This window comes from Pseudomonas sp. NPDC086112 (assembly GCF_044746425.1).
Taxonomy (GTDB): domain Bacteria; phylum Pseudomonadota; class Gammaproteobacteria; order Pseudomonadales; family Pseudomonadaceae; genus Aquipseudomonas.
In genome coordinates this window covers 1-24,308 of the sequence record NZ_JBIVCD010000014.1, presented here as the reverse complement: position 1 = coordinate 24,308, position 24,308 = coordinate 1, and the positions used below count along the sequence as shown (strand labels likewise).

The following is a 24,308-nucleotide window of genomic DNA, read 5'->3' as shown; positions in this document are numbered from 1 at the left end:
GTAAATCAAGTCTTGCGCGTTGCAGACTCCCAGAATTGGCGCATGTTTAATCGGTATACCGAGCCCCTCGCGGAGAACGTCATGAGCGATTTTTTGAGTGCCGAGCAACTGGAAGGGCTGGATGCCTACTGGCGGGCCTCCAACTATCTGGCGGTCGGGCAGATCTACCTCAAGGACAACCCGCTGATGAAGGAGCCGCTGACGCTGGCGCATGTCAAGCCACGGCTACTGGGGCATTGGGGCACGACGCCGGGATTGAACCTGATCTATACGCACCTCAACCACCTGATCACGACCCACGACCTGAACATGATCTTCATCGCCGGCCCCGGGCATGGCGGCCCGGCGGTCGTGGCCCAGACCTACATGGAAGGGACGTACACCGAATTCAACCCGTCGGTGGGGTGCAACACTAACGGTCTGACTCGACTATTCCGGCAGTTTTCCTGGCCCTACGGCATTTCCAGCCATGTTTCAGCGCAGATTCCGGGGTCGATCCATGAAGGAGGCGAGCTGGGCTATAGCCTGGCCCATGCCTACGGCGCCGCGTTCGATAACCCGGATTTGATGGTGGCGTGTGTCATTGGCGACGGCGAGGCCGAAACCGGGACGTTGGCGGCCAGTTGGCACTCCAACAAGTTTCTCAACCCGGCGCGTGACGGGGCGGTGCTGCCGATTTTGCATCTGAACGGGTACAAAATCGCCAACCCGACCGTGCTCTCCAGCATCAGCGAGGAGGAGCTATCGGCGTTGATGTATGGCTATGGCTACGATCCGTATTTCGTCGAAGGGGATGACCCGGCAGAGGTTCATCAGGCCCTGGCCAGGACGCTGGACACCATGGTGCTGGAGATTCGTGAAATTCAACGGATCGCGCGCCAACGGCCGCAAACCCGCCCACCGGAACGGCCCTTGTGGCCGATGCTGGTATTACGCACGCCCAAGGGCTGGACGGGACCGAAATTCGTCGATGGTCGTCGGGTCGAAGGCACCTGGCGCGCGCATCAAGTCCCGCTGGCCGATTTTCAGCAACCCACGCACTTGCGGCAATTGGAGGAATGGCTCTACAGCTACCGCCCTGACGAGCTGTTTGACGCCAATGGCACCTTGCTGCCCGAAATCGCCGCCCTGGCGCCGACCGGCCACCGGCGAATGAGCGCCAATCCCCACGCCAACGGTGGGCTGCTGTTGCGACCGCTGGAGCTGCCGCGGTTCACCGATTATGCGGTGAACATCGAGGTTCCCGGTGGTCTGCGCGCAGAAGCCACACGGGTGCTGGGAGCGTTTTTGCGAGACGTGATGAAAGACAATCTGACGTCGAACAATTTTCGTCTGTTCGGCCCGGACGAAACCGCCTCGAACCGGCTGGATGCGGTGTATGAAGTCAGCGCCAAGGCATGGATGGAGCCACTGGGCGTCGACGACGTCAATCTGGCAGCCGATGGCCGGGTGATGGAGATTCTGAGCGAGCAGGTGTGCGAAGGCTGGCTCGAAGGCTATTTGCTGACGGGCCGGCATGGGCTTTTTTCCTGTTACGAGGCGTTCATCCACATCGTCGACTCGATGTTCAACCAGCATGCCAAATGGCTGAAAACCGCCGCTGAAGTGCCATGGCGCAAACCCATTGCCTCGCTCAACTATTTGCTCACGTCCCATGTCTGGCGCCAGGACCATAACGGCTTCTCCCACCAGGATCCGGGGTTCATTGATCTGGTGGCGAACAAAACCGCGGACGTGGTCCGGATCTATCTGCCGCCCGACGCCAATTGCCTCTTATCGGTGGCCGATCATTGCCTCAGAAGCCGCAATTACGTCAACGTGATCGTGGCCGGCAAGCAACCGGAATGGCAATGGTTGAATATCGATGCGGCGATTCGTCATTGCCAGGTCGGTATCGGACGGTGGGACTGGGCCTGCCAGGATGATAGCGATCCCGACGTGGTCATGGCCTGTGCCGGCGACGTTCCGACCCTTGAAACCCTGGCCGCGGTCACCTTGCTGCGCGAATACGTGCCGGATTTGCGGGTGAGGGTGATCAATGTCGTCGATCTGATGGTGCTGCAACCGTCGTACCACCATCCCCATGGTTTGCCGGACAACGCATTCGATGAACTGTTCACCGTCGACCGACCCGTGATTTTCGCCTTCCACGGCTATCCCGCGCTGATCCACCGACTGCTGTACAAGCGCACCAATCACGAAAACTTTCATGTCCGCGGCTTCAAGGACGAGGGGGCGACCACCACACCGTTCGACATGGCGGTGCTCAACAACCTGGATCGTTATCAGCTGGCACTGGATGTCATCGAGCGCGTGCCCCGGCTGCATGATCAGCTCCAGACCGCCCGGGCGCGCTACTGGGCGACGATGGAGAAGCACAAGCTTTATCTCATCGAACACGGGCAAGACATGCCCGAAGTGATGCAGTGGCAATGGACACCGGCGCCGGATAACCGGGCTTGATGGTTATCACAGTTTCGGTAATGCCGGGGCAGGCTTGAGTGGCATCAGCGGCGGGAATTCCTCGGGGGTGAGGGTTTCCTTTTCCAGCAACAGGCGGGCCCCCTCATCCAGGTCGGCCCGACGACTCTCCAGCAATGCCTTGGCCCGTTGGTAGGCTTCATCGAGCAGGGCGCGGATACCCAGGTCGATTTCCCGGGCGGTCTGTTCCGAATAATCCTTCTCGCCCACCGTGGCCATGCGGTCTCCCAGGTACGTTGCGTTTTGCCGCTCCAGCACCGATTGTCCGAGTTCGGCGCTCATGCCGAACCGGGTGATCAATTGGCGGGCGATATCAGTCGCGCGGCCCAGATCATCGGCGGCCCCGGTGGAGATCTGGCCATAGACCAGGTCTTCGGCGGCGCGCCCGGCCATCAGCACGACAATCCGGTCCTTGAGGGTCTGGCAACTGATCAGGAAGTGATCCTCGGTCGGTCGTTGCAGGGTATAGCCGAGCGAGCCGATGGCGCGGGGCACGATCGACACTTTATGCACCGGATCCATCGCCGGCAGCGTGCTGGCGGCCAGAGCATGCCCCATTTCGTGATAGGCCACTACCCGGCGCTCGTCGGGATCGAGCAGGCTGCTCTTGCGTTCAAGCCCCGCGATGAGCCGCTCTACGGCCGCGGTGAAATCGTTCAGGCTGACCGCTTCGGCGCCGCGTCGAGTGGCGACGATGGCCGCTTCGTTAACCAGATTGGCCAGGTCGGCGCCGGTGAAACCGGTGGTGATCTCGGCGATACGTGCGCCATCAAGCCCTGGCTCCACAATGACTTTCTTGAGATGGACCTTGAGGATCGCCTCCCGACCTTTGCGGTCGGGGCGGTCGATCAGAATCTGCCGGTCGAAGCGCCCGGCCCGCAACAACGCCGGGTCGAGGACCTCAGGCCGGTTGGTCGCGGCCAGCAACACCACGCCCTCACGGGGATCGAAGCCATCCAGCTCGGCCAGTAACTGGTTGAGGGTCTGTTCTTTTTCGTCATTGCCGCCCAGCGTACCGACGCCGCGCATCTTGCCCAATGCGTCGAGTTCATCGATGAAGATGATGCAGGGCGCCGCCTGCCTGGCCTGCTCGAACAGGTCGCGGACCCGGGCTGCGCCGACCCCGACGAACATCTCGACGAACTCGGAGCCGGAGATCGAGAAAAACGGCACACCGGCTTCCCCTGCGATGGCTTTGGCCACCAGCGTCTTGCCGGTGCCTGGCGGGCCCACCAGCAAGGTGCCTTTGGGAATGTGTGCGCCCAGGCGTGCGTACTTGGCCTTGTCCTTGAGGAACGAGACGATCTCCACCAACTCGGCCTTGGCTTCGTCGATGCCCGCGACATCGGCGAAGGTGACCCCGGTGTCGCGTTCGACAAACACCTTGGCCCGGGACTTACCGACATTCATCAGCCCACCAAGACCTTGTTTGTCCGCCATCCCGCGAAACAGGAAATTCCAGAACACCATGATCAGGACAAACGGTAACAACCAGCCCAACAGGCTGTTCAAAAAGGTGTTTTCGGTGGTTCCGGTAAAACCGACGCCCGATTGAGACAGTTCGGTCGCCAGCGCCGGGTCGACCCGCACGGTGGAGAACCGCTCGCGTCCGTCGATGGGCTCTTGCAACTTGCCGCTGATCTGGTCCTTGTCGACCCGCAAATCACTGACTTTTTGCTCGTTCAACAGTTGCAGGAATTGGCTGTACGGGAGGGGCTGCACCGCCTGGCGCTCGCCGAAGAAAATCTGTGCGAGGCTCAGCACGATAAAAGCGATCGCGAAGTAGGACAGATTCCACTGGTCGTTCTTTTTCATGGCCTTGGCTCAGAGTGGGAACGCAGGGTCGTTTATAACGGGCCGCCACCGCGCGGTCAGGGTTGTTCCACGCCCAGGGGATGAAAAGTCATTGAAAAGCGACACCCTGTTTCTACAGGCCAGCGACCGACCCCTTTACTAAAGATAGCCTGCTTCAGCTTCTCCCTCGCGGGTGAAGCGCTACGCCATGCGGACCCTGGCAATAGCGGGGTGACCGACTGTCGGTTGTTGGCCCGAATTGACAATTATCAACCTGTGCAGCAAGGAACCGGGTCCAAATTAAGTCTTGAGGTTCACGGTGTTTTCAATGCGCGCCACTGCAAGGGGGCGATTTGAAAGCACGGCTTCGCGTGGGATTTTTATCCAAGTCATTTGTGAGGAAAAGACCATGGACAAGTATCAGCAGAGTCAAAAAAACAACCTGTTCAAAACCCCGGCGCATGATCCGTATTGTTTGCCGCGAGTCGAAGGTTCTGCCATCTGTTCGGAGTGTGGAGCCGCTTATCAAGCGGGTAACTGGACCTGGAAGATTCCTGAAAACACGGTGATTCATGACGCGCAATCGATGATCTGCCCAGCCTGTCGGCGTACCAATGACAACAGGCCTGCCGGCACGCTGACGCTATCGGGCAGCTTCTTGCTTGAGCATCTGAATGAAATCGTCAACCTGATCAAAAATACCGAGGAACAGGAAAAAGCGGAACATGCCCTGGAGCGCCTCATCAGCCTGACCGACTCAGAGGATGCGCTGATTGTGACCACCACCGGTATCCATCTCGCGAACCGTCTGGGTCACGCACTTGAAGCGGCTTTCAAAGGACACTCCGATTATCAGTACAACGATAATGAGTACGGGCTGAGCGTCAGCTGGACGCGTGACGACTAGAAGCATCGACGCGCACAAACTGCTATCGCTTACCAGGCAGGTTTATGCGGGTAGCCTGCCTGGCGCAGGTATTTGATATTTATCAACGCCAGGGAGATCCCAACGGAGGAGTCTGAGGTTAACGCTGGTGCTTGACCCAGCGAGGACGCAACGGCTGCCTCCCGCAACAGGTAGTGCAGGCGTTGAAAAGCCACCTGTCTGGAGTCAGATCATGAGCCAGTACCAACGGTTATTGCTGATCATCAACCCGGCCCTGCGCCACTCGCCTGCAATACACCATGCAGCGGCCCTGGCCAAGGCCAGCGGGGCAACTTTGCACATCGTTGCCTTGATAAAGTCGTTGGACATTCTGTCCCTGCTGGAAGAGGGCGTGCGGGAAACGGCTCGGGAGAGTTACCTGCAGGACCATCGCGATTGGCTGCAGAGTCAGGCAAAAAATATCCGTGGTCGGGGGATCGAAGTGACGACGGAGGTGGCCTGGGCCGATGACCTGCAGCAGGACATTCTTGATCACGTCACGGAAATGCAGCCCGACCTGTTGATCAAGGAAGTTCAGCATGAATCTGCGCTCAAGCGCGCGCTCTTCACCCCTCAGGATTGGCACCTGCTGCGCCACTGTCCGATTCCGGTCTATCTGGTGGGCGCCAGTGGCCATGCCTTGCCGCGCAAGGTGGTGGCAGCGGTTGATGCTTGCGATACCGACCCTTCAGACAGCGAGCTGAATGAGCGGATTATCCAGCAGGCTACCGGGCTCGCGCTGCAGTGTGATGCCGAGTTGCACCTGCTGTACGCCTGCGACACTTCGACAGACTATCTGGGTGATATGGGCGGTGGTGGTCTGACGCTGTCGGAACTGACCAGGCAAATGCGTAAAGCCCTGGAGAAATCGTTCCTCAAGTTGGCCGGTCGATACGGTGTGCCGTCTGACCGTCGGCATTTCATCCTGGGACATCCCGTCTCGGCGCTGAGTGAGTTCGCCTTTGAGCAACACGTGGATGTGATCGTGATGGGCAGGGTGCAGTCTCACGGCTTGAACAAGCTTGTGGGCAGCACCACCGAACATATCCTGTATCAGGTGCCTTGCAGCGTTCTGGCAGTCTAGGGGCGGACCTTGCCGACTACGCTCAATTGGCTGGAAAGCGAGTCAGCGGGCGGCGCCATGACGCAGCACTTCAATGCAAAACTCCAGTTCATAGGGCGGCACGTTGCATTCGACGATGTCATGGGCGGCCACTTGCAGGTGCACGCCGACAATATCGGCATGGATCGGCTGCTGGCAGACATGCCGGTCGACCAGTACTGCCGTGTAGACCCGACGAGCACCGAGTTGCGCCAGGTACGCGCAGGTGCGCAGGAGCGAGTGGCCTTCAAACAGCACATCATCGACAACCAGCAGGGTGGTATTGGCAAGGTCCAGCGTGTTGAGAAGCGGGTTCTCGGTCAGTGCAGTGTGTGCATGCAGCACCTTGAGGTCATCGGCATAGCGCTTGACCTTCAGTGGGTAGAGAGGCAGTTCTGGCTGGCCGGTCTGACGTGACAGATGTTGCCGTAAACGCTGTGCCAGAGGCTCACCACGGCGCTGGATGCCGACCAATGCCGCTTGAGCGGGCGGCAACAGTGTTGCGGCCTGGCGCGCCATTGCCTGCAGCACCAATTCGAGTTCATCGCTGTCGTACAAGCGCAACCGCTGACTCGAAGGCAGAGTAGGCATGGCAGTCTCCCGTCGAAAGCCCGATGGGTGAATCATAACGTAAGGGCTGTGTAGAGCATGCGCCTTGGGAGGACCACTGGACAGCCTTGCGCGGGCACTTGATATAAATCAACAACAAGGAGACTTCAGGAGCGGAATCTAAACTAAGGATGATGCTTGATTCAGTGAGGACGCGACGGCTGCCCACGGTCTGGAGAAGTCAGGGCGGAGTGATACGAACCGACAGGCGTGATCGCCGGGGAGGTTTCAAGTGATTCAGAACCCCTCATCGCAAACCCTCTTGCGCGACCGGGTTGATGCCGGTCGGAGACTGGTAGAACCGTTGCTCAAATACGCTCATCGACCCGATGTCATCGTTCTCGCTTTGCCCCGTGGCGGCGTGCCGGTTGCCTATGAAATTGCCACGGCCCTGGAGGTGCGCCTCGACCTGATACTGGTCCGCAAGCTGGGGGTGCCATTCCATGAGGAGTTCGCCATGGGCGCGATTGCCAGTGGCGGCATACAAATCGTCAATGAAGAGGCGCTGCGGGCGAACCGTATCGATCAACGCACACTCGATAACGTGGTTGCACGGGAAACGCAGGAGCTGGTGCGGCGCGAGCGTGCCTACCGCGGGACGCGGGCACCGGTGCAACTCAAGGATCAGGTGGCGATTCTGGTCGACGACGGCCTGGCGACCGGCGCCTCGATGATGGCGGCGATACACGCGGTGCGCCTGCAATCACCGTCGCGCATCGTCGTTGCGGTGCCAGTGGCACCGCTTGATACGCTAGAGGCCCTGTATAGCGAAGTCGATGAGGTGATCTGCCCGCTCATTCCTGAGTGGATGATGTCGATCGGTTATTGGTACATGAACTTTTCCCAGACCTCGGACGATGAAGTCATCGATCTTTTGCAACGGGCCTGGCACAGAGAATCCGGCGGGAGTGTTCCCGGTCAGGAGGATTGAAATGATTGAGGCTCGCTATCGAAAGCTGGACCTGGGGGACGTGGCGCTGTCTGCCGACCTGCGTCTGCCCAAGAACGCTGTCGGCCTGGTGGTCTTCGTCCATGGCAGCGGTAGCAGTCGTTCAAGCCCGCGTAATCAACAAGTTGCCGAGTCGCTGGCCCGGCGAGGGCTGGGCACATTACTGTTCGACCTGCTCACGGAACCGGAGCAACACTTGGATAATCAGACACGGGAGCTGCGTTTCGATATCGCACTGCTTTGCGGGCGGTTGGTGAAGGTGATCGACTGGATTGGCCAGGATGCCGAACTGCAACAGCTTCGGATCGGATTGTTCGGCGCCAGCACCGGTGCCGCTGCGGCGCTAATGGCAGCGGCCGAGCGTGCGGACCGGGTGCATGCCGTGGTGAGCCGAGGAGGGCGGACCGACCTTGCGGGTGCGGCGCTGGCCCGCGTGAAGGCTGCGACCCTGCAGATTGTCGGTGAGCAAGATCCGGTGGTGATCAATCTGAATGTGCAAAGCAGTCATGCCTTGCGGTGTGAGAAACGTCTGGAAGTCGTGCCGGGCGCTACGCATCTTTTTGAAGAAACAGGCGCGCTTGAAACAGTCGCCAGGCTGGCTGGCGACTGGTTCGAGCGGTATTTGCACGGTAGTCGTCCAGCGTCGACCCCCACCGTCTGATGCTTGTCATACGCCAAATGGAAAGGTGAATACAGCGTCAGCAGCAGGAACAGTTGAATGCAGCCATTGGTGATCCACAGCGCATTGGCCGGCACACCCTGGCTGTTCTCCACGGCGAGCGCCCCCGGCATGACGTTTTCCCTGGCCGGGGTAAACACCGATTCGGCCGCTAGCAGCGTCCAGGCGAGCAGGGCGCCACCCACCGAAATAATCAAGCCGATACTGATCAATACCGATGACGCATTGCGAACATGCCGGGCATTCGAGTCCTAAGCTCTATCCATTCATGTCGCGTGCAGGAACTCACATCAATGTTCGGTAAGTGGCTGGATCCGGCTCTATTGCTGCTCACCACCCTGACCCTGCTGGTCGGGGGCATTGCGCAGGTCGTCGGGAAGTCTGACTGGGCATCGACTTTCTGGGCCGCAGGTAGTCTGGTGATGGCCCTGGTGTTGCTCGTCGAGATTGCCAGGCGCCTGGCCCGACGCGAGGCCGGTGTAGATCTGATTGCACTGCTGTCGATTGCAGCGGCGTTGTTTTTTGAACAGACGCTGGTGGCGGCGGTGATTGCCTTGATGCTGGCGTCAGGTCGCATCCTGGAGTTTTTTACCAAACAACGCGCCGAACGCGAGCTGCGTGCGCTGGTAGACCGGGCGCCACGCTTTGCCTGGCTGCAAGAAAGTGGCGATTTACGGCAGATACCGGTTGAGCAGATCCAACCGCAGCAGACACTGCTTGTGCGCTTGGGGGAGGTGGTACCGGTCGATGGCTTTCTCCTCAGTTCTACAGCCATTCTGGACGAATCGGCGCTCAGCGGTGAGTCACTGCCGGTCACCCGCCAGGCAGGGGAGCAATTGCCCAGTGGCGTGACCAATGTCGGTGCGCCCATTCTCCTGACAGCCACGCGAACGGCAGCGCAGAGCACCTATGCCGGGGTGGTGCGCCTGGCCGAAGCCGCACGACGCTCGCGCGCGCCTTTCGTGCGTCTGGCCGACCGTTATGCATTGCTCTTCATTCCTCTGACATTGCTGATTGCCGGGATCGCCTGGCACATGAGTGGAGATTCTTTGCGAGCGCTGGCGGTTTTGGTGGTGGCCACACCTTGCCCTTTGATTCTGGCGGTGCCGATCGCGATTATGTCAGGTATCTCCAGGGCGGCGCGGCGCGGGATCCTGATCAAGGACGGCGTGACCCTGGAAGCGCTGGCCGGGGTCAAGCAGGTGTTTCTCGACAAGACCGGCACGCTGACCAGCGGCCATGCCCGTCTGCAGTCGATTGAAACCAACGGAGCGTTCGATCCGCAGCGCCTGCTTGGCCTGGCCGCTTCGCTGGCGCAGGCCTCGACGCACCCGATTTCCCAGGCCATTGTCACAGCGGCCTATCAGCGTGGATTGCCGCTCAGTCTGCCGCAGGACGTTGAGGAGATTCCGGGCGCGGGTCTTTGCGGGCTGATCGATGGCCTGCGAGTGCGCTTCGGCACCTTGTCGTTTGTGCAAAAAGACATGCCCGTGCCTGGCTGGGCCACAACCATGCTGCGCCACATGGATTACCTGGCGTGTAGTGGCAGTTTCATTGAAGTGGATGGGGCACTCGCCGGTTTGCTGGTTTTCTCGGACAACCTGCGTCGGGAAACCCCGCTAACCCTGCGTCGACTGCGCAACAGAGGCATTGAGAGAATCGTCATGCTCACGGGTGATCGCCTGGAAACCGCCGAGATGATTGCGCTGTCTGCCGGTATTGACGAGCTGCGTGCCGGGTTGACCCCTGAGGATAAAGTGCGTGCGGTCCAGGAAGGCTGCCTGCGCGCCAGCACACTGATGGTGGGCGATGGCATTAACGATGCCCCCGCACTGGCGGCCGCCCATGTCGGCGTGGCGATGGGGGCCAGTGGTGCCACGGCCTCTGCGCAAGCCGCGGGGGTTGTGCTGCTGGTGGATCGCCTGGATCGTCTGGTAGAGGCGCTGGACATTGCCCGCCGCACCCGTCACATCGCCCGCCAAGGCGTGTTGGTCGGCATGGGCATGTCCGTGCTGGCCATGGTTGTGGCGGCCTTCGGTTACCTGCCGCCGCTTATCGGCGCCATTGTGCAGGAAGGCATCGACGTGGTGATCATTATCAATGCTCTGCGTGCATTGATGCCGTCGCGAGGTCTGCACCAACAGCTTGCCGGGGAGCATATCGATCGCCTGCAGGATGAACACGATCAGCTTTCCACGGTGCTGAGCGATCTGCATAAGATGGCAAATGACTTTGCCCTGCGTCCACTTGAGCAAGCACAGGCCGACTTGGGTGAACTGGTGGATAAGCTGCAAACCTCACTGGCCCTCCATGAACGCGAAGATGAAAAAAACCTGTACCCGCTGCTGACACGAAGCATGCAGGGTGAGGACCCCTTGTCGACATTGAGCCATGCCCATCGAGAGATCTTTCGCCTTATCCATGTGCTGGCGCGCATGAGCGCTGACTTCAGTGCCGACCCTGCAACGGCTTGCGCCGATGAGATTCAGCACCAGTTGATTCGTCTGGATACCCTTGTGCAACTGCACTTTGACCAGGAGGAGGAACTGTTCCGTTATCTCGACAGACGTTAATGAAAAGCCGGTCTCAGTCGATCCGTGCAAGGGAAGGGCGGCGGGTTATTTGCGCTTCCAGTACTTCTGCATTTCGATAAACAGAAAGGATGCCGTCCAGGTGATGAGTACCAGACCGGTCAGGGCCTCCAGACCCGTCAGGTACTTGAGGTTGCCCACGGGTGAAATATCGCCGAAACCGATTGTCGTGTACGTGGTGAATGAAAAGTACACGCAGTCCATCAGTGAACCATCGAAATTGCCGATCAGGCTGCCCCATTCTCCGGAGCGCACCATCAGGTAATAAACCAGCGCGAAGCACCACACCTCTATGGCATGGGCCAGCAGAGCACCGAACACCCCGACGACAATCCTGAAGCGGCTCCAGAGTTTAAGCCTCGGCAACCAGTCATTGAGGCGTAACAGGCATTCGTAGTGGATCACCACTGCGACGATCACCACCAGCGTATTGATCAATGTGACCGCGAACATCATGCACCTCCAGTGAAACGCGGCCGGTGCGATCCACGATTTCCCCAGATCATTGACTCAGGCGAGCAGCAAATGATCTTCAACCTGCTTTACACCGGGCACCGACCAGGCTGCACGTTCCGCGATCTTGCGTTCGCGCCACAAATGAACCCTGCCTTCAAGCTTCACGACGTCGCCTTCGACCTTGACGTGGATCTCCTTGGCATCGACTTCGGCATTGCGCTTGAGGGCTTCTTCGATACGTTGCTGGACATCGACCGCATTCACCCGTGCACGAAGGGTCAGCAGGTTGTCGATGCCGACCACTCCCGACAATTTGTGCACGGCCCGCTCCACGGTTTCTTTCTGGTATTGCCAGTCCACTTCGCCTTCAAGGGTGACCCAGCCGTTCTGCACCGTGATTTCGATGTCATCCTCGGGAACGTCTGAGCTCCACGCGATGATGTTCAAGGCCCGGGCTGCGATGGTGTCATCCGCCGTGCCAGCGTTTTTCTCCGGTCTGACCTGAATTTCTTCGGCCAGCGCGCGTACTCCTTTGATGCTTTTTACCGCGCGTTCTGCGTTGATTTTCTGCATGTAGCTCTTGACGTGCCCGGAGAGTGTGACGACGCCGTTGTCCACGGTCACACCGATGTTGGCAGCATCGATATCAGGCTGGAATTCAAGCTCTTCCAGAATATGTTGACGCAAACTCAAGTCGCTCATGGTGATGCCCTCTGTCTGATACGTGGATTACAACGGACGCAAGCCTGGCCCGATCAGTTTTTTCTACACTGGAACGACATCAAGACATTGAGCTAAATCAACAAGGCTTCTGTGAGTGCGTCCGGCTATCACTCGCCGGCCATTAGTTGACAAAAATCAGAGCCCCGCGGCGATAACGCCAGATACTGTTCATCACAGCCTGACACTTCCCTGCCGCGATGAACCGAGGGGAAACCATGGATAAGCGTTTATCCGTCGGGTAAAGCGTTACCTGGCTTGAGGAAATGACGATGCGAATGACATTTCTCGGTGCGGCGGGCACGGTGACCGGCAGCAAGTACCTGCTGGAACATCACGACCACCATGTGCTGATCGACTGTGGTTTATTCCAAGGCTATAAACAACTGCGTCTGCACAACTGGGACCGTTTCCAGGTACCGGTTCGCGACCTCGACGCCATCGTGCTGACCCATGCCCATCTGGATCACAGTGGCTATTTACCGGTGCTGGTGCGCAACGGTTATCGCGGGCCGGTGTACGCCACCCCCGCGACCTGTGAATTGGTGAAAATCCTGCTGCGTGACAGTGGCCGCTTGCAGGAAGAAGAGGCCGAGTTTGCCAATCGCCATGGCTTCTCCAAACACACTCCGGCGCTGCCGCTTTATACCGAGCAAGACGCCGAACAGGCGCTGAAACTGTTGCATCCGGTGGAGTTGCACCACCGGGTCGGGATTGTTCCGGGCATGAGCATCCTGTTGCGCTGCGCCGGACACATACTGGGCGCCGCCACGGTGGAAGTGGTGGCCGATGGCATGACGCTGGTGTGTTCCGGGGACCTGGGGCGGCCGAACGATCCATTGATGTTCGCCCCGGAAATCATCGAGCAGACCGATTACCTGCTGGTGGAGTCGACTTACGGTGACCGACAGCACCCTGTTGAATCCCCGGAGGAGCAACTGGCGCAGGTCATCACCCGCACCGCTTTGCGCCACGGCATCACGCTGGTGCCATCGTTTGCGGTCGGACGTGCGCAATTGCTGATGTATTACCTGTACAGGCTTGTCCAGAAGCGGGCGATCCCGGACCTGCCGATCTACCTCAACAGCCCCATGGCCACCGACGTCACGCGCCTGTACCAGCGTTTTCGCAGCGAGCACCGGTTGTCACCGCAGGAATGCGAAGGCATGTGCCATGTCGCGCATTTCGTGCGCTCGACCCAAGACTCTATCGAACTGGACCAGCAACGCACCCCGGCGGTGATCATCGCCGCCAGCGGCATGGCCACCGGTGGGCGCGTACTTCATCACCTCAAGGCACTGGCACCCAACCCGTTGAATACGCTGCTGGTGCCGGGCTTCCAGGCAGGCGGTACCCGTGGTGCGCAGATCATCGCCGGTGCTCCATCGGTGCGTATCCATGGCCAAGACGTGCCGATCCGGGCCGAAGTGGTACCGATGCAAACGCTGTCCGCGCATGCCGATGCGGATGAAATCATGCAGTGGTTGCGCGGGTTCAAACGGCCGCCGAAACACACCTATGTGGTGCACGGGGAACCGAATGCCTCGGATGTACTGCGCCGGCGTATCAGTCTGGAACTGGGCTGGTCGGTTTCGGTGCCGGAGTACCGCGACAGTGTTGAATTAACCCCCCTCGATCAGCCCTCAAGCTCATCACTCTGACAATAAACCCCTTGGCCGGTTTTCCGGCAAAGGGCCGGGGATGAGAGGAGCAAGGACCTGTGCCAAAAATTGTCCTGAGTTTCATGGCGCGGCTCAGCGCCCGACAGTAGTGTCCGAGCGCTGTCGCAGCGTCCCTCTACAGATCTTCAGGTGAAACCACCCATACACTGCACGGCATTTTGTACAGCAGATGCTCCACGGTGCTGCCCACCAATCGACCCATGCCACGATGGCCGACCCGGCCCATGACAATCACATCGACGTTGTACGCATCGGCGTAATGGGTAAGGACCTTGGCCGGGTTGCCCATGATCATGTGCTGTTGCTCCGGCGCAATACCGTTGCGTTCGGCCAATTCGCGGAAGGCATCGCCCTGTGCGTCGAACAGAGTCTTGGCTTTGCCTGAAGAGAAAAACGTCGAGCTGTTGTCGAAATCGAACTCGTCCGCGCTGATCGATGACAGGTCATGGGCATAGATAACATCGAGCTCGGCGTTGCAGGTACTGGCCAGTTTTGACGCCTCGCGCAGAATCCTGTCGTTGAAATCCTTGTACTGAGTATTGCTGTGGAAGGGATCGACCGCGGCGACGATCTTGCGTGGCAACGCGTGCTGCACATGGCTGACAAAATGCAGCGGAACCGGGCATTCGCGCAGCAGATGAATATCCAGGGGCGTGAACATGATCCGTGACAGCAGCGACTCGTACTCCAGAGCCTTGATCAGGACTGCCATCGGCTGTTCTTTGAGGTGAACGAGGATTTCCTGCAACGGTCTTTCTACCCAAACCACCTCAGTGGTGACAGGCACACCGATTTTACGCAAGGGACGGGCCTGTTCTTCGAGCCACTGGCGATGGCGCTCGACATACCCGAGCCGCATCTGCTCCTGCACTTGTTCATTGACCAGGCTGGCCGTTGCCAAACCTTCCAGGTAATCGAAGGCGACGATGTGCAGGGCCGCGCCCGCGGCCTTGGCCAACGCGGCGGCCCGATCGAACGCGGGGCTGTTTTCCATGAGCGGCGAGACGACCAGCATGAAGCGTAATTGCTCAGACATGACAAAGCTCCTGTCAAAAACTGCGGAAACACCTGTGCTCCATGGCACCCATGCGTTTGGGCACCGATGCTCTGTTTTTTATCCTGTCACTGACGGGAGGAACGGGATTGATCTTTATCAACCTGGCGAGTGATGCAGCATGCGCCCCGACGTGTGGTGGGGGGCGTTGTAGAGCCGCTTTCGGGTTTGTTTCCAGCAAACTGACGATTCAGAAGAACGGTCGACCCTATAGCTGACAAAGATCAAATCCCCCGGTTCTGAAGCGCTCACTCTGTGGTTCTACCCACTGCATCGAGATGGCCGTGCGCCGAGGTGCCCTATGTCGCAGACACAGCGTTTACTGCTGATCGCTCCTTTCGGCATGACTCGTACTCCAGCGTTCGACCGGGCCGCCATGTTGGCCCGCGCGATGCAATTGCCGATGTTGCAAGGAGAGTAGAGGTGAAAATTCAACGTCTGCTATTGATTGCCCCGACCGAAATGGTCCGCACCCCGGCTTTCGATCGGGCGCGAGCCCTGGCCTGTGCAACCGGTGCAATGTTGCACATCGTCGCTTTCGACCATGTCCAGGCACTGGCGGTGGCCGGCCTGTTTGACCACGACGCAATGGCCCAGGCACGGGAAGGTTACTTGCAGGTGCATCGTCACTGGCTGGAACAGCAAGCCCGGTTTCAACGATGCGAAGGGTTGCAGGTGACCACTGAAGTGGTCTGGGCCAGACCGAGCCTGGCGCATCTGCTTGAGTACGTGAATGACTTCCATGCGGACCTGGTGATCAAGGACACACATCGCGTGTCGGCACTCGATCGCGCCTTTCACCGGCCTCTGGACTGGCAGTTGCTGCGCAACTGTCCGGCCCCTTTGCACCTGGTCACCGATGCCGTAAATCCAAACCCGTTGAGCATACTCGCCACCGTCGACCTGTCCCATCTGGAGGCGCTGACCCAAGGGCTTAATGACCGGATTCTCGACCTGGCCTCGACGCTGGCTGAATCCTGCGGCGCCACCTTGCACCTGCTCAACGTCGACGGCTGGTCGGAGTTGGGGGAGTCTGAGGTGAACGTGCCGACAGCGACACTGGATGGCAGTTTGAGAGACGCGGTCATCGATGCTCAGCTGGAGGCCTTTGAGGTGCTTGCCGAGCGCTACGGAATCGAGAAACAACAGCAACATCTACTGCCTGGGATTCCCTCTGAGGTGATCGCACATTTTGTACAACGACATGCCTTCGACATGGTAGTACTGGGGACAACCTACCATCGCGGGATCGATATGTTCATCGGCAGTACGGCCGAAAGTGTGTTGAACCGGTCGCCCTCCAGTCTGACGATCGTCAAGCCATTGCCCCGGGTCGACTGACAGGTTCTGCCTGGCGCCCTCGCGACTACAAAAAAAGCCCCTGACCGGTTTCCCGGCAAGGGGCTTTCTGTCGCGCGAAGGGCGATTCAGCTTGATTTGATTTGCACCTTTTTGTCCGCGTTCATGGCTTCGGGCTTCTTCGGCAGCGAAATGCTCAGCACACCTTTACTGAAGTTCGCTTCGATCTTGTCGGCATCGACGCCTTTGGGCAGGCTGAATGCCCGCTGGAAGGAGCCATAGTGACGCTCTGACAAGTGATAGCCCTTTCTTTTTTCTTCCTTGTCCTCTTTCTTTTCACCCTTGATGATCAGGTTGCCATTGGACAATTTGATGTCGATATTTTCCTGATCCATGCCCGGCAGTTCGGCGGTGATTTCGAAGCTTTCATCCTTCTCGGTAATGTCCACCGCAGGCAGGCTGCGGCCGATAAATTCCCGACTCCAGAACGGTTCGACATCGAACAGCCCACGCCGGAAAGGGGTCAACCCCGAGCCACGATTGAAGTCTTCGAACAGGTGATCGACCTGCTGGCGCAGTTTTTCCAGGGGCCGCCAAGGGTCTGCCACCGTCGGTTGCTGATCGGTTTTTTCGTCGTCGGTCTGCACCGGCATTTTCTTCTCGAAATTGGCCATTTTTCATTCCTCCTATCGAGCACTGCGGTGGGCCGGGAACGTCTCGGAGGCCGGTCCACCACGACAAATTCAGGCCTTACCTTAAAAGGTTAGTATTCCTGCAGCCGCCAGACCGACCAACAGTCGGTTTCTGACGGCGAGCCGTCTATTTCGAGAACTTGCGCGCACCGACCACGCAAAGGATCACCGCAACGGTCACACCCAACATGCCAAGGCTGACCTGCTCATGCAGCAGCGTGGCCGCCAGCGCCAGGCCAAAAAACGGCTGTAGCAGCTGAAGCTGACCGACGGCGGCAATCCCGCCCTGGGCCAGCCCGCGATACCAGAACACGAAGCCGAGAAACATGCTGAACAGCGAGACATAAGCCAGGCTGATCCATGCGGTCGGGGTGATTCCCGAGAGCGAAGGCGGGGTCAGGAACCAGGTCAGCGGCACCATGACGGGAAGCGACAGCACCAGGGCCCAGGAAATCACCTGCCAGCCGCCCAGTGTTCTTGAAAGCTTTGCGCCTTCTGCATAGCCCAATCCGCAGGCGAGGATGGCCAGCAACATCAGAATGTCCCCCGCAGGAGAGGCGGTCAGGCCTTGGGAAACGGCAAAACCTACCACCAGCAGGCTTCCCAACACTGAGAAGAACCAGAAGACCGGCCGGGGACGCTCGCCACCGCGCCAGACGCCGAAGGCTGCCGTGGCGAGTGGCAACAGGCCTACGAAGACGATGGAATGCGCAGACGTCACATATTGCAGCGCCAGCGCCGTCAGCAGTGGAAACCCCAATACAACGCCCAAGGCCACTATTGCCAGGGAGAGAAGCTGACTCTTGGCCGGTCGTTTCTCGTTGAAAAGCAGCAGCATGCACAACGCCAGAAGGGCAGCGATGCTGGCCCGCGCAACCGTCAAAAAGACCGGGTCAAACTCCAGAACGGCCACCCGCGTCGCCGGCAGCGAGCCGCTGAAAATGAGCACGCCGATGAACCCGTTGAGCCAGCCGCTCGCGGTCTTTTCCGTGGTGTGGGTTTGCAGATTCGATGTGCGTTCCATTGAGGACTCCCTTTATGCCGGTTGCATGGGAGGCATCCTATGGACGAAACTCAATACAATCAAAATATTGTCATGGATACACTTGCGCATGCCTCGTTCCCGCTACAAATCACTGGTGGATGAATTTGCCGCGGACATCCGCTCAGGACGACTGTTGCCGGGCACGCGCTTGCCGACCCACCGTCAGTTGGCGGCAACGGAAGGCCTGGCGCTGGTGACGGCTAGCCGCGTTTACGCGGAGCTGGAAGCCATGGGCCTGGTCAGCGGAGAGATGGGGCGGGGGACTTTCGTCAGGGAAACGTCATGGTCGCCGGGCCAGAGTATTGACCAGCATAGCGTTGCCGCTGGCATGACGGACCTGAACTTCAACTATCCGGCGCTTCCCGGGCAGGCAGAACTGCTACGAAATGCCCTGCGCCAGCTCGCATCGGCCGGCGATCTGGAATCGCTGCTGCGCTATCAGCCACACGCGGGGCGCCTGCATGAACGCGCCTCGGTGGCGCGCCATCTGCGCGTCCGAGGCCTGGCGGTTGAGGCAGAGCAGGTGCTGATCGTCACCGGTGCCCAGCAGGGGCTGGCCGTGACCATGATGGCGCTATTGCAACCCGGTGACGTGATTGCGGCGGATGCCTTGACCTATTCAGGGTTCAAGGCTCTGGCCGACTCACTGCACCTTGAAATCGTGCCCATTCCCGTGCTCGATCACGGCCCGGATCTGGAGGCGCTGGAAAGCCTGTGCCAGCATCGGCGCGTGCGGGCCGTGTACACGATGCCGACCCTGCACAATCCGCTGGGATGGGTGATGAGTGCCGATCAACGGGAATACCTGGTGACGATTGCGCGTCGGCATGGGCTGCTGATCATTGAGGACGCTGCTTACGCCTTCCTCGCGGAAAATCCCCCCGCACCGCTGGCGGACCTCGCCCCTGAGAGAACGGTGTACGTATCAGGCCTCTCCAAGAGCGTGGCCACCGGACTGCGCGTCGGCTTCGTCGTCGCCCCCCTTCAACACGTGCCCGCGCTGGAGCGCACGATCAAAGCGACGACCTGGAATACTCCGGGCGTGATGACGGCGATCGCCACTGCCTGGCTCGACGATGGCACCGTCATGCAACTGGAAGCCGAAAAGCGTCGCGACGCGCAAGCAAGGCAAGTCGTGGCCGGCGAGGTACTGGCGGGGCTGCGCTGCATTCGCCATCCCTCGTCGTATTTTCTTTGGCTGCCGTTGTCGGAAGACGCAAGGGCGGACCAGATCGCCATGGCATTGATGCGCGAAAACGTCTCGGTTTCCACCGCCGAACCGTTCGCCACTTCGGTCAACGTCCCGCATGCGTTTCGTCTGGCGCTGGGCTCTGTGGAGATGGGTGCATTGAGGGAGGCGCTGGAAAAAGTGAAGTGGATGATTGGGGCTTACACATAGTCTCGTTATTACCGAAGAGTATGTGCCTGCGCCGCACTGATCAGCAGGGGGACGGCGCTAATGCCAGTCAGCCAAGCGCAATACCTGTGGGAGCGGGCTTGCCCGCGAAGGCGCAGTGCCAAGCAACATCAATGTCGACTGACACTCCCTCTTCTCGGGCCATCGTCAGCAAGATCTACCAAGCTCACCCGATCGCCTGATCCCTCGGGTGGGTGATGCTACCGTTTGAAACCCGGAAAGTCTTCAACGTCGAGGGCTTTCCAGTGGTCAGTAGAGTGCCTTTATTCCAACAACTAGCGCATTACAATCTCACTGAATTTAACGGTAAGCGCCTCATCATTCCCATCCCGAAACACTAACTTGATCGCAGGTGTTTTGCTCAGCTTGCTGTTGCTCTGCTGGAAGATCAGCGTAACCCGTGTCGGTACATTGCGAATCAGCGGGAAGCGTAGCCAGGCGTTGTCCTCGACCTGGCCTACCCGGATCGACTCGAACTTGAGAGGGCCACCAGACTCGTCGAATAGTCGGGTGCCGTCGTCGAAGCGAAAGCTGCGGTCCACGTTCAGATTGGTCAGTTCAAATGTGCAAGTGGGCAAGCGGCCGATATTTTCGCAGCCCTCCAGTTCTATGCGTACGTTATCCAGCACTTCCATGCGTTTGCCGAGCAGGTTGTTGCCTTCGTTTTCGACGATCCTGGCTTGCAGTTTGGCGAACTCGAAAGAGGGCTTGGAGTATTCGGTGCCCAAGATGAAGAAGCCAAAAGACAAGCCGGCAACCATGAGAAACTGCAATGTGCCGCGGAGCATCGGCGTGAAGTTACGAATCTGCCAGCCGATTGAAACGGCCCCCAGAAACAAAAAAGTACTCACCAGCAACACCACGTTTTTCCAGCTGATAAAGCTGAAACCGAACACGCTAGGGTCTGGCACGGCATAGGTGATCAACGCCCACATGGCGCCCAGCACGACGCCGAGGCCTGCCATGCCGCGGGTGATCAATGAAGTGAATTTCTGAGTGCGGGTAAGCGGTATTGCTGAATCTTGCGGTGACATCACAGTGCTGACTCCTTGTTCCGTAGTCGATCGTCCATCCTTGAAGGCGACTGTCAGGCTGTAGCAATAAAAACCTTGAAAAATCAAGGTCAGGGCCTGATGGTGCCAGCTTGGCATTATCCAGTAATGGCGCGGTGGGTAAAGGACCGTTTAGGGATTGTTGTCAGCGCTTTCGGGGTCAAGTCGGTCTGATTGATGATGTTGATCAGCGTTATCAACGATGAGATTCTAAACGCGGAATGTCTCATCCATCACTGGCCGATCATGGGCTAACAAATAACGCTGATGTTTCTGATACAGCTGCGCCAAGGGAGTCCTGTTCGGACCGACGACATCCATGCCGCGATCATCGTAGGGAAATGCCATAACCTGCAGGCTCAGGTTGAAAAAGTAGATGTCACAAAACGGGCGGGGCCGAATGTCTCCGAAGTCCCTCGCCAATGCACACCATAGAAAATTCTGAAGTAGCGACAAAGGGGCATGAAAGGCGACATTTACCCAATACTCTTCTTCACTTTCATCAAACCAATCGTCCGGATGAAGGAGGTTATGCCATCGGGAATGATTCGAGGGAATTCTGAAGCCCGCGGCCCGAAGCTCTGCTAAAACAGGTCGGAGTGCAAAAGGATTTGTCCCGGAGCGAACACGAAGACACACAACGAGCGATCCTTCGTCAGGGAAAATGTCCTCGCAAATGCATCGTGCTTTTTGAAGCGCGAGAAGAAACTGTTCAATGGCAGTTCCCTTTTCGGAAAGGCTAAATCGCAAACCTCCCGGGCAGGAATAGAACAGCGGCCGTTCGAAGGCTTTTCCCGCGAAAACCTCATCAATTTTACGCTGCAGGTTCATTACTTTACGGTCCTTCGCAAGAGGGATTAACAAAAGGGAGTCGGCGGCCAAGAACACAACTTTAGGCGCATGGGGCTTTCCTGCGAGTCCAAAGGCTGTAGGGCTGGGGTTTTGAGGCGCAGGGGCACTGCTCCACTGGAATAAACATCGAATATTTGCTTAAGTCCACTGACACACCTGTGCGGTGATTGAATCCCAAGGCGCTTCAACCGGAGAATCCCATGCCCCCTCGATTCCCGCGTTTCGCCGCATTGCTCGCCATCCTCCTGGTCGGCACCTTGCCCTGCGCCCACGCCGTCGAATACACCCAGGTGAACACCACCGCCAGCAAGATCTCTTTCACCTATAACCAGTTCGGCTCCAGGGCGTATGGCACCTTCGGCAAGTTCGACGCCACAATCGATTTCGACACGGCGAACCCCACCGCGGCCCAGGCCAAGATGACCATCGACCTTGCCAGCATCGACGCCGGGGGCAGCGACGCCAACAGCGAGCTGCAAAAGCCTGCCTGGTTCAACACGGCGGAGTATCCGGTGGCGACCTTTGAATCAACCGGGGTGAAAGCGCTGGGCGACCATCGCTACTTGATCACCGGCAACCTCACGCTCAGGGGCATGACGCGTGAGTTGCAGGTGAAGGTGCTGCTGAAGCCGGAGAAGGCCATCGGCATCTTCGATGGCGACATCATCGTGAAACGCAGGGACTTCAAGATCGGCGAAGGGGAGTGGGCGGACAATGTTGTCTCCAACGACATCAACATCCGCTTCCGCATCGTCGCGCCCGAGCGGTGATTTTCCTGCGAGGGCTCGATCTGTGACAATAGCGGGCTTAACCCGGAGTCTAAAACGCAATGCCCCAGCTCACCCACTTTGCCACCCCATGCCCAGAGCCCATCAACAGCCAGATTCTGCAGATGGTCGTCGACAACCTGACCGACATCAGCATGGTGGGCATCGCGCCGAGCAACCCGTTGTACAACGTCTATCAATACGCGGTGGGCTATGAGGTTCATCTCTACCTCGAAGCGCTCAACGGCGCCAAAGGCATTGCGGTCGAACTGATCGTCGCCACGGATGATGAAGACCCTGAGCAGGTCATCGGCTTTCTGCTGTACCTGCCGGTCAAGGACGACCCCGAGGCGTGCGGCGTGGCGTACATGGCGGTGCAGGCCAGCCACCGGCGGCGGGGCGTCGCCCGGGCGATGCTGCAAGACATGCTCGATCGCTACCCGCATGCCGAACTGACCTGCACCGTCGCCAAGGTGCCCTGGTTCGAGTCGATGGGCTTCCAGGTGCTGGGCGTGCGTGGCACTCAGGTACTGATGAACACCCGTGATCACGGCACTGAAGGCTTGATGGGCTTATTGGATGTCACATCAATCTACAGTTCTCTGGAGGTGCGGCAGATACATACGTACCTGCTGCAGAAACACGGCAAGCGGGCGATGATCGATGCGGAGAAGCAGCGCGACCGGCATCTCGACCAGATGACGCGCAACGCCAAGGCGTTTGTGCTGGATCGTTTGAGCAAAGACGCCGTGAGCGGACCTCGTCCCGACTAGACTGTTGAGTCCTTTCGGGCGCGCAGGCTGGCCGAGGCGTGATATTCTGTCGCATTAACTTGGTTTGACTTATTCGGTTCGTACGTCCACAGACGTCCGACAGAATCAATGTCGCTCAAGTAACTGAGCCAATAATGATAAAAAGTCAGTGCACGAGGGACATATAACTGAGGTCGATGGAGACACGTCGGCCTTGTGTGCCCACCTTCAAATCCTTGTAAGTGCAGGAACCCACGGCACGCTGCCTGCGTACCCGTACTCTTGGGTTGCTCATGTTGAGGATTGGAGGCGGATGGCGTTTATCATAGGTGCTACAGATGTTTAAGAAACTGAACACGGCCCTGCTGGGGCTGGCTTTGTCGATGGGGATCACGTCCGCCTACGCGGAAGAGGCAAAGAAAGTCGATGTGCTGCTCATTGGCGGCGGCATCATGAGTGCAACACTGGGTGTCTGGCTTAATGAGCTGGAACCCGACTTGTCGATGGAAATGGTCGAGCGCCTCGACGGCGTCGCCCAGGAAAGCTCCAACGGCTGGAACAACGCCGGTACCGGTCACTCCGCCCTGGCCGAGTTGAACTACACCCCGGAAGACGACAAGGGCAACGTTCAGATCGCGAAAGCCGTTGAAATCAACGAAGCCTTCCAGATCTCCCGTCAGTTCTGGGCCTGGCAAGTTCAGCAAGGCGTGCTGAAGAACCCGCGTTCGTTCATCAACTCCACTCCACACATGAGCTTTGTGTGGGGCGATGACAACATCAAGTTCCTGAAGAAACGCTACGAAGCCCTGCAAGCGAGCCCGCTGTTCGCCGGCATGCAGTACTCCGAAGACCCGGCTGTCATCAAGAAGTGGGTTCCGCTGATGATGGAAGGGCGTGACCCGAACCAGAAAGTCGCGGCCACCTGGAGCCCGATCGGTACCGACATGAACTTTGGCGAGATCACCCGCCAGTTCGTCGCGCACCTGCAAACCACGCCGAAGTTCGACTTGAAGTTGTCTAGCGAAGTGCAAGACATCACCAAGAACGCAGACGGCAGCTGGCGCGTCAGCTACAAAAACCTGAAAGACGGCACCAAAACCGAAACCGACGCCAAGTTCGTCTTCATCGGCGCGGGCGGCGGTGCACTGCACCTGCTGCAGAAGTCCGGCATTCCTGAAGCCCAGGAATACGCAGGCTTCCCGGTTGGCGGCTCGTTCCTCGTGACCGAAAACCCGACCATTGCCGAGCAACACCTGGCCAAGGCCTACGGCAAAGCCTCCGTTGGCGCACCGCCCATGTCGGTTCCGCACCTGGACACCCGTGTCCTGGACGGCAAGCGCGTCATCCTGTTTGGCCCATTCGCGACCTTCAGCACCAAGTTCCTCAAAGA

At 58.8% G+C, this 24,308-nt stretch carries 21 protein-coding genes and 1 pseudogene; 12 read left to right on the top strand and 10 right to left on the bottom strand.

Annotated elements, in window-relative coordinates:
• Positions 1–81: 81 nt before the first annotated feature.
• Entirely contained in the window at positions 82–2,463 is a 2,382-nt protein-coding gene (locus ACIPLA_RS12635) for a phosphoketolase (protein WP_401173322.1), read from the top strand.
• Between the two features lie 6 nt (positions 2,464–2,469).
• Here ACIPLA_RS12635 and ftsH read toward each other — a convergent pair whose 3' ends face one another.
• Positions 2,470–4,296 carry an ATP-dependent zinc metalloprotease FtsH gene (ftsH, locus tag ACIPLA_RS12630; protein WP_401173320.1) on the bottom strand — a complete coding sequence of 609 codons (1,827 nt, stop codon included), beginning with the start codon at positions 4,294–4,296 and terminating at the stop codon, positions 2,470–2,472.
• Between the two features lie 388 nt (positions 4,297–4,684).
• On the opposite strand from ftsH, the gene ACIPLA_RS12625 reads away from it, so the two are divergent.
• Together ACIPLA_RS12625 and ACIPLA_RS12620 are read left to right on the top strand one after the other, a co-directional pair.
• Positions 4,685–5,182, top strand: coding sequence for a BCAM0308 family protein (locus ACIPLA_RS12625; RefSeq protein WP_123494005.1), 498 nt, complete (start codon positions 4,685–4,687; stop codon positions 5,180–5,182).
• Between the two features lie 211 nt (positions 5,183–5,393).
• Positions 5,394–6,284, top strand: coding sequence for a universal stress protein (locus ACIPLA_RS12620; protein ID WP_218394544.1), 891 nt, complete (start codon positions 5,394–5,396; stop codon positions 6,282–6,284).
• A gap of 42 nt (positions 6,285–6,326) precedes the next feature.
• On the opposite strand, the gene ACIPLA_RS12615 is transcribed toward ACIPLA_RS12620, so the two are convergent.
• Entirely contained in the window at positions 6,327–6,893 is a 567-nt protein-coding gene (locus ACIPLA_RS12615) for a phosphoribosyltransferase family protein (RefSeq protein ID WP_218394545.1), read from the bottom strand.
• Positions 6,894–7,146: 253 nt separating this feature from the next.
• On the opposite strand from ACIPLA_RS12615, the gene ACIPLA_RS12610 reads away from it, so the two are divergent.
• Positions 7,147–7,842: a phosphoribosyltransferase gene (locus ACIPLA_RS12610; protein ID WP_401173439.1), complete on the top strand. Its 696-nt coding sequence runs from the start codon at positions 7,147–7,149 to the stop codon at positions 7,840–7,842.
• A 1-nt stretch (position 7,843) separates the two neighbouring features.
• On the top strand, positions 7,844–8,521 hold the full coding sequence (locus ACIPLA_RS12605) for a dienelactone hydrolase family protein (RefSeq protein WP_401173317.1): 678 nt from the start codon (positions 7,844–7,846) through the stop codon (positions 8,519–8,521).
• A 26-nt stretch (positions 8,522–8,547) separates the two neighbouring features.
• Here the strand turns inward: ACIPLA_RS12605 and ACIPLA_RS12600 are convergent.
• Positions 8,548–8,757: pseudogene (locus ACIPLA_RS12600) on the bottom strand (amino acid permease); the annotation flags it as partial.
• Between the two features lie 75 nt (positions 8,758–8,832).
• Here ACIPLA_RS12600 and ACIPLA_RS12595 point away from each other — a divergent pair.
• Positions 8,833–11,112, top strand: coding sequence for a heavy metal translocating P-type ATPase (locus ACIPLA_RS12595; protein ID WP_401173315.1), 2,280 nt, complete (start codon positions 8,833–8,835; stop codon positions 11,110–11,112).
• Between the two features lie 45 nt (positions 11,113–11,157).
• On the opposite strand, the gene ACIPLA_RS12590 is transcribed toward ACIPLA_RS12595, so the two are convergent.
• Entirely contained in the window at positions 11,158–11,583 is a 426-nt protein-coding gene (locus tag ACIPLA_RS12590) for a potassium channel family protein (protein ID WP_401173313.1), read from the bottom strand.
• A 57-nt stretch (positions 11,584–11,640) separates the two neighbouring features.
• The gene (locus ACIPLA_RS12585) at positions 11,641–12,288 is read right to left on the bottom strand and encodes a BON domain-containing protein (RefSeq protein ID WP_123494015.1); all 648 of its coding nucleotides are present in this window, start codon (positions 12,286–12,288) and stop codon (positions 11,641–11,643) included.
• 290 nt (positions 12,289–12,578) lie between these two features.
• On the opposite strand from ACIPLA_RS12585, the gene ACIPLA_RS12580 reads away from it, so the two are divergent.
• Positions 12,579–13,967 (top strand): MBL fold metallo-hydrolase RNA specificity domain-containing protein, encoded by a 1,389-nt coding sequence (locus ACIPLA_RS12580; protein WP_401173311.1) that lies wholly within the window; start codon positions 12,579–12,581, stop codon positions 13,965–13,967.
• Positions 13,968–14,103: 136 nt separating this feature from the next.
• Here the strand turns inward: ACIPLA_RS12580 and ACIPLA_RS12575 are convergent, their stop codons facing one another.
• Positions 14,104–15,024 carry a universal stress protein gene (locus ACIPLA_RS12575; RefSeq protein ID WP_218394550.1) on the bottom strand — a complete coding sequence of 307 codons (921 nt, stop codon included), beginning with the start codon at positions 15,022–15,024 and terminating at the stop codon, positions 14,104–14,106.
• Between the two features lie 441 nt (positions 15,025–15,465).
• Here ACIPLA_RS12575 and ACIPLA_RS12570 point away from each other — a divergent pair, with 441 nt between their 5' ends.
• Positions 15,466–16,383: a universal stress protein gene (locus tag ACIPLA_RS12570; protein ID WP_218394551.1), complete on the top strand. Its 918-nt coding sequence runs from the start codon at positions 15,466–15,468 to the stop codon at positions 16,381–16,383.
• Between the two features lie 86 nt (positions 16,384–16,469).
• Here ACIPLA_RS12570 and ACIPLA_RS12565 read toward each other — a convergent pair whose 3' ends face one another.
• On the bottom strand, positions 16,470–17,015 hold the full coding sequence (locus ACIPLA_RS12565; RefSeq protein WP_123494025.1) for an Hsp20/alpha crystallin family protein: 546 nt from the start codon (positions 17,013–17,015) through the stop codon (positions 16,470–16,472).
• Positions 17,016–17,160: 145 nt separating this feature from the next.
• A complete protein-coding gene (locus ACIPLA_RS12560; protein ID WP_123494027.1) occupies positions 17,161–18,057 on the bottom strand; it encodes a DMT family transporter in 897 nt (298 codons plus the stop codon).
• A gap of 88 nt (positions 18,058–18,145) precedes the next feature.
• On the opposite strand from ACIPLA_RS12560, the gene ACIPLA_RS12555 reads away from it, so the two are divergent.
• Positions 18,146–19,477 carry a PLP-dependent aminotransferase family protein gene (locus ACIPLA_RS12555; RefSeq protein ID WP_401173309.1) on the top strand — a complete coding sequence of 444 codons (1,332 nt, stop codon included), beginning with the start codon at positions 18,146–18,148 and terminating at the stop codon, positions 19,475–19,477.
• A gap of 293 nt (positions 19,478–19,770) precedes the next feature.
• Here the strand turns inward: ACIPLA_RS12555 and ACIPLA_RS12550 are convergent, their stop codons facing one another.
• Entirely contained in the window at positions 19,771–20,616 is an 846-nt protein-coding gene (locus ACIPLA_RS12550; protein WP_401173308.1) for a hypothetical protein, read from the bottom strand.
• Positions 20,617–20,757: 141 nt separating this feature from the next.
• The gene (locus tag ACIPLA_RS12545) at positions 20,758–21,378 is read right to left on the bottom strand and encodes a DUF3885 domain-containing protein (RefSeq protein WP_401173306.1); all 621 of its coding nucleotides are present in this window, start codon (positions 21,376–21,378) and stop codon (positions 20,758–20,760) included.
• A gap of 221 nt (positions 21,379–21,599) precedes the next feature.
• Between ACIPLA_RS12545 and ACIPLA_RS12540 the strand changes: the two genes are divergently transcribed.
• From ACIPLA_RS12540 to ACIPLA_RS12530, 3 genes are all read left to right on the top strand, one after another.
• A complete protein-coding gene (locus tag ACIPLA_RS12540) occupies positions 21,600–22,169 on the top strand; it encodes a YceI family protein (RefSeq protein WP_401173304.1) in 570 nt (189 codons plus the stop codon).
• A gap of 59 nt (positions 22,170–22,228) precedes the next feature.
• Positions 22,229–22,939: a GNAT family N-acetyltransferase gene (locus tag ACIPLA_RS12535; protein WP_401173302.1), complete on the top strand. Its 711-nt coding sequence runs from the start codon at positions 22,229–22,231 to the stop codon at positions 22,937–22,939.
• A 317-nt stretch (positions 22,940–23,256) separates the two neighbouring features.
• Positions 23,257–24,308, top strand: a 1,052-nt coding sequence (locus tag ACIPLA_RS12530; protein ID WP_401173300.1) for a malate:quinone oxidoreductase, incomplete at its 3' end; no start/stop codon positions are given.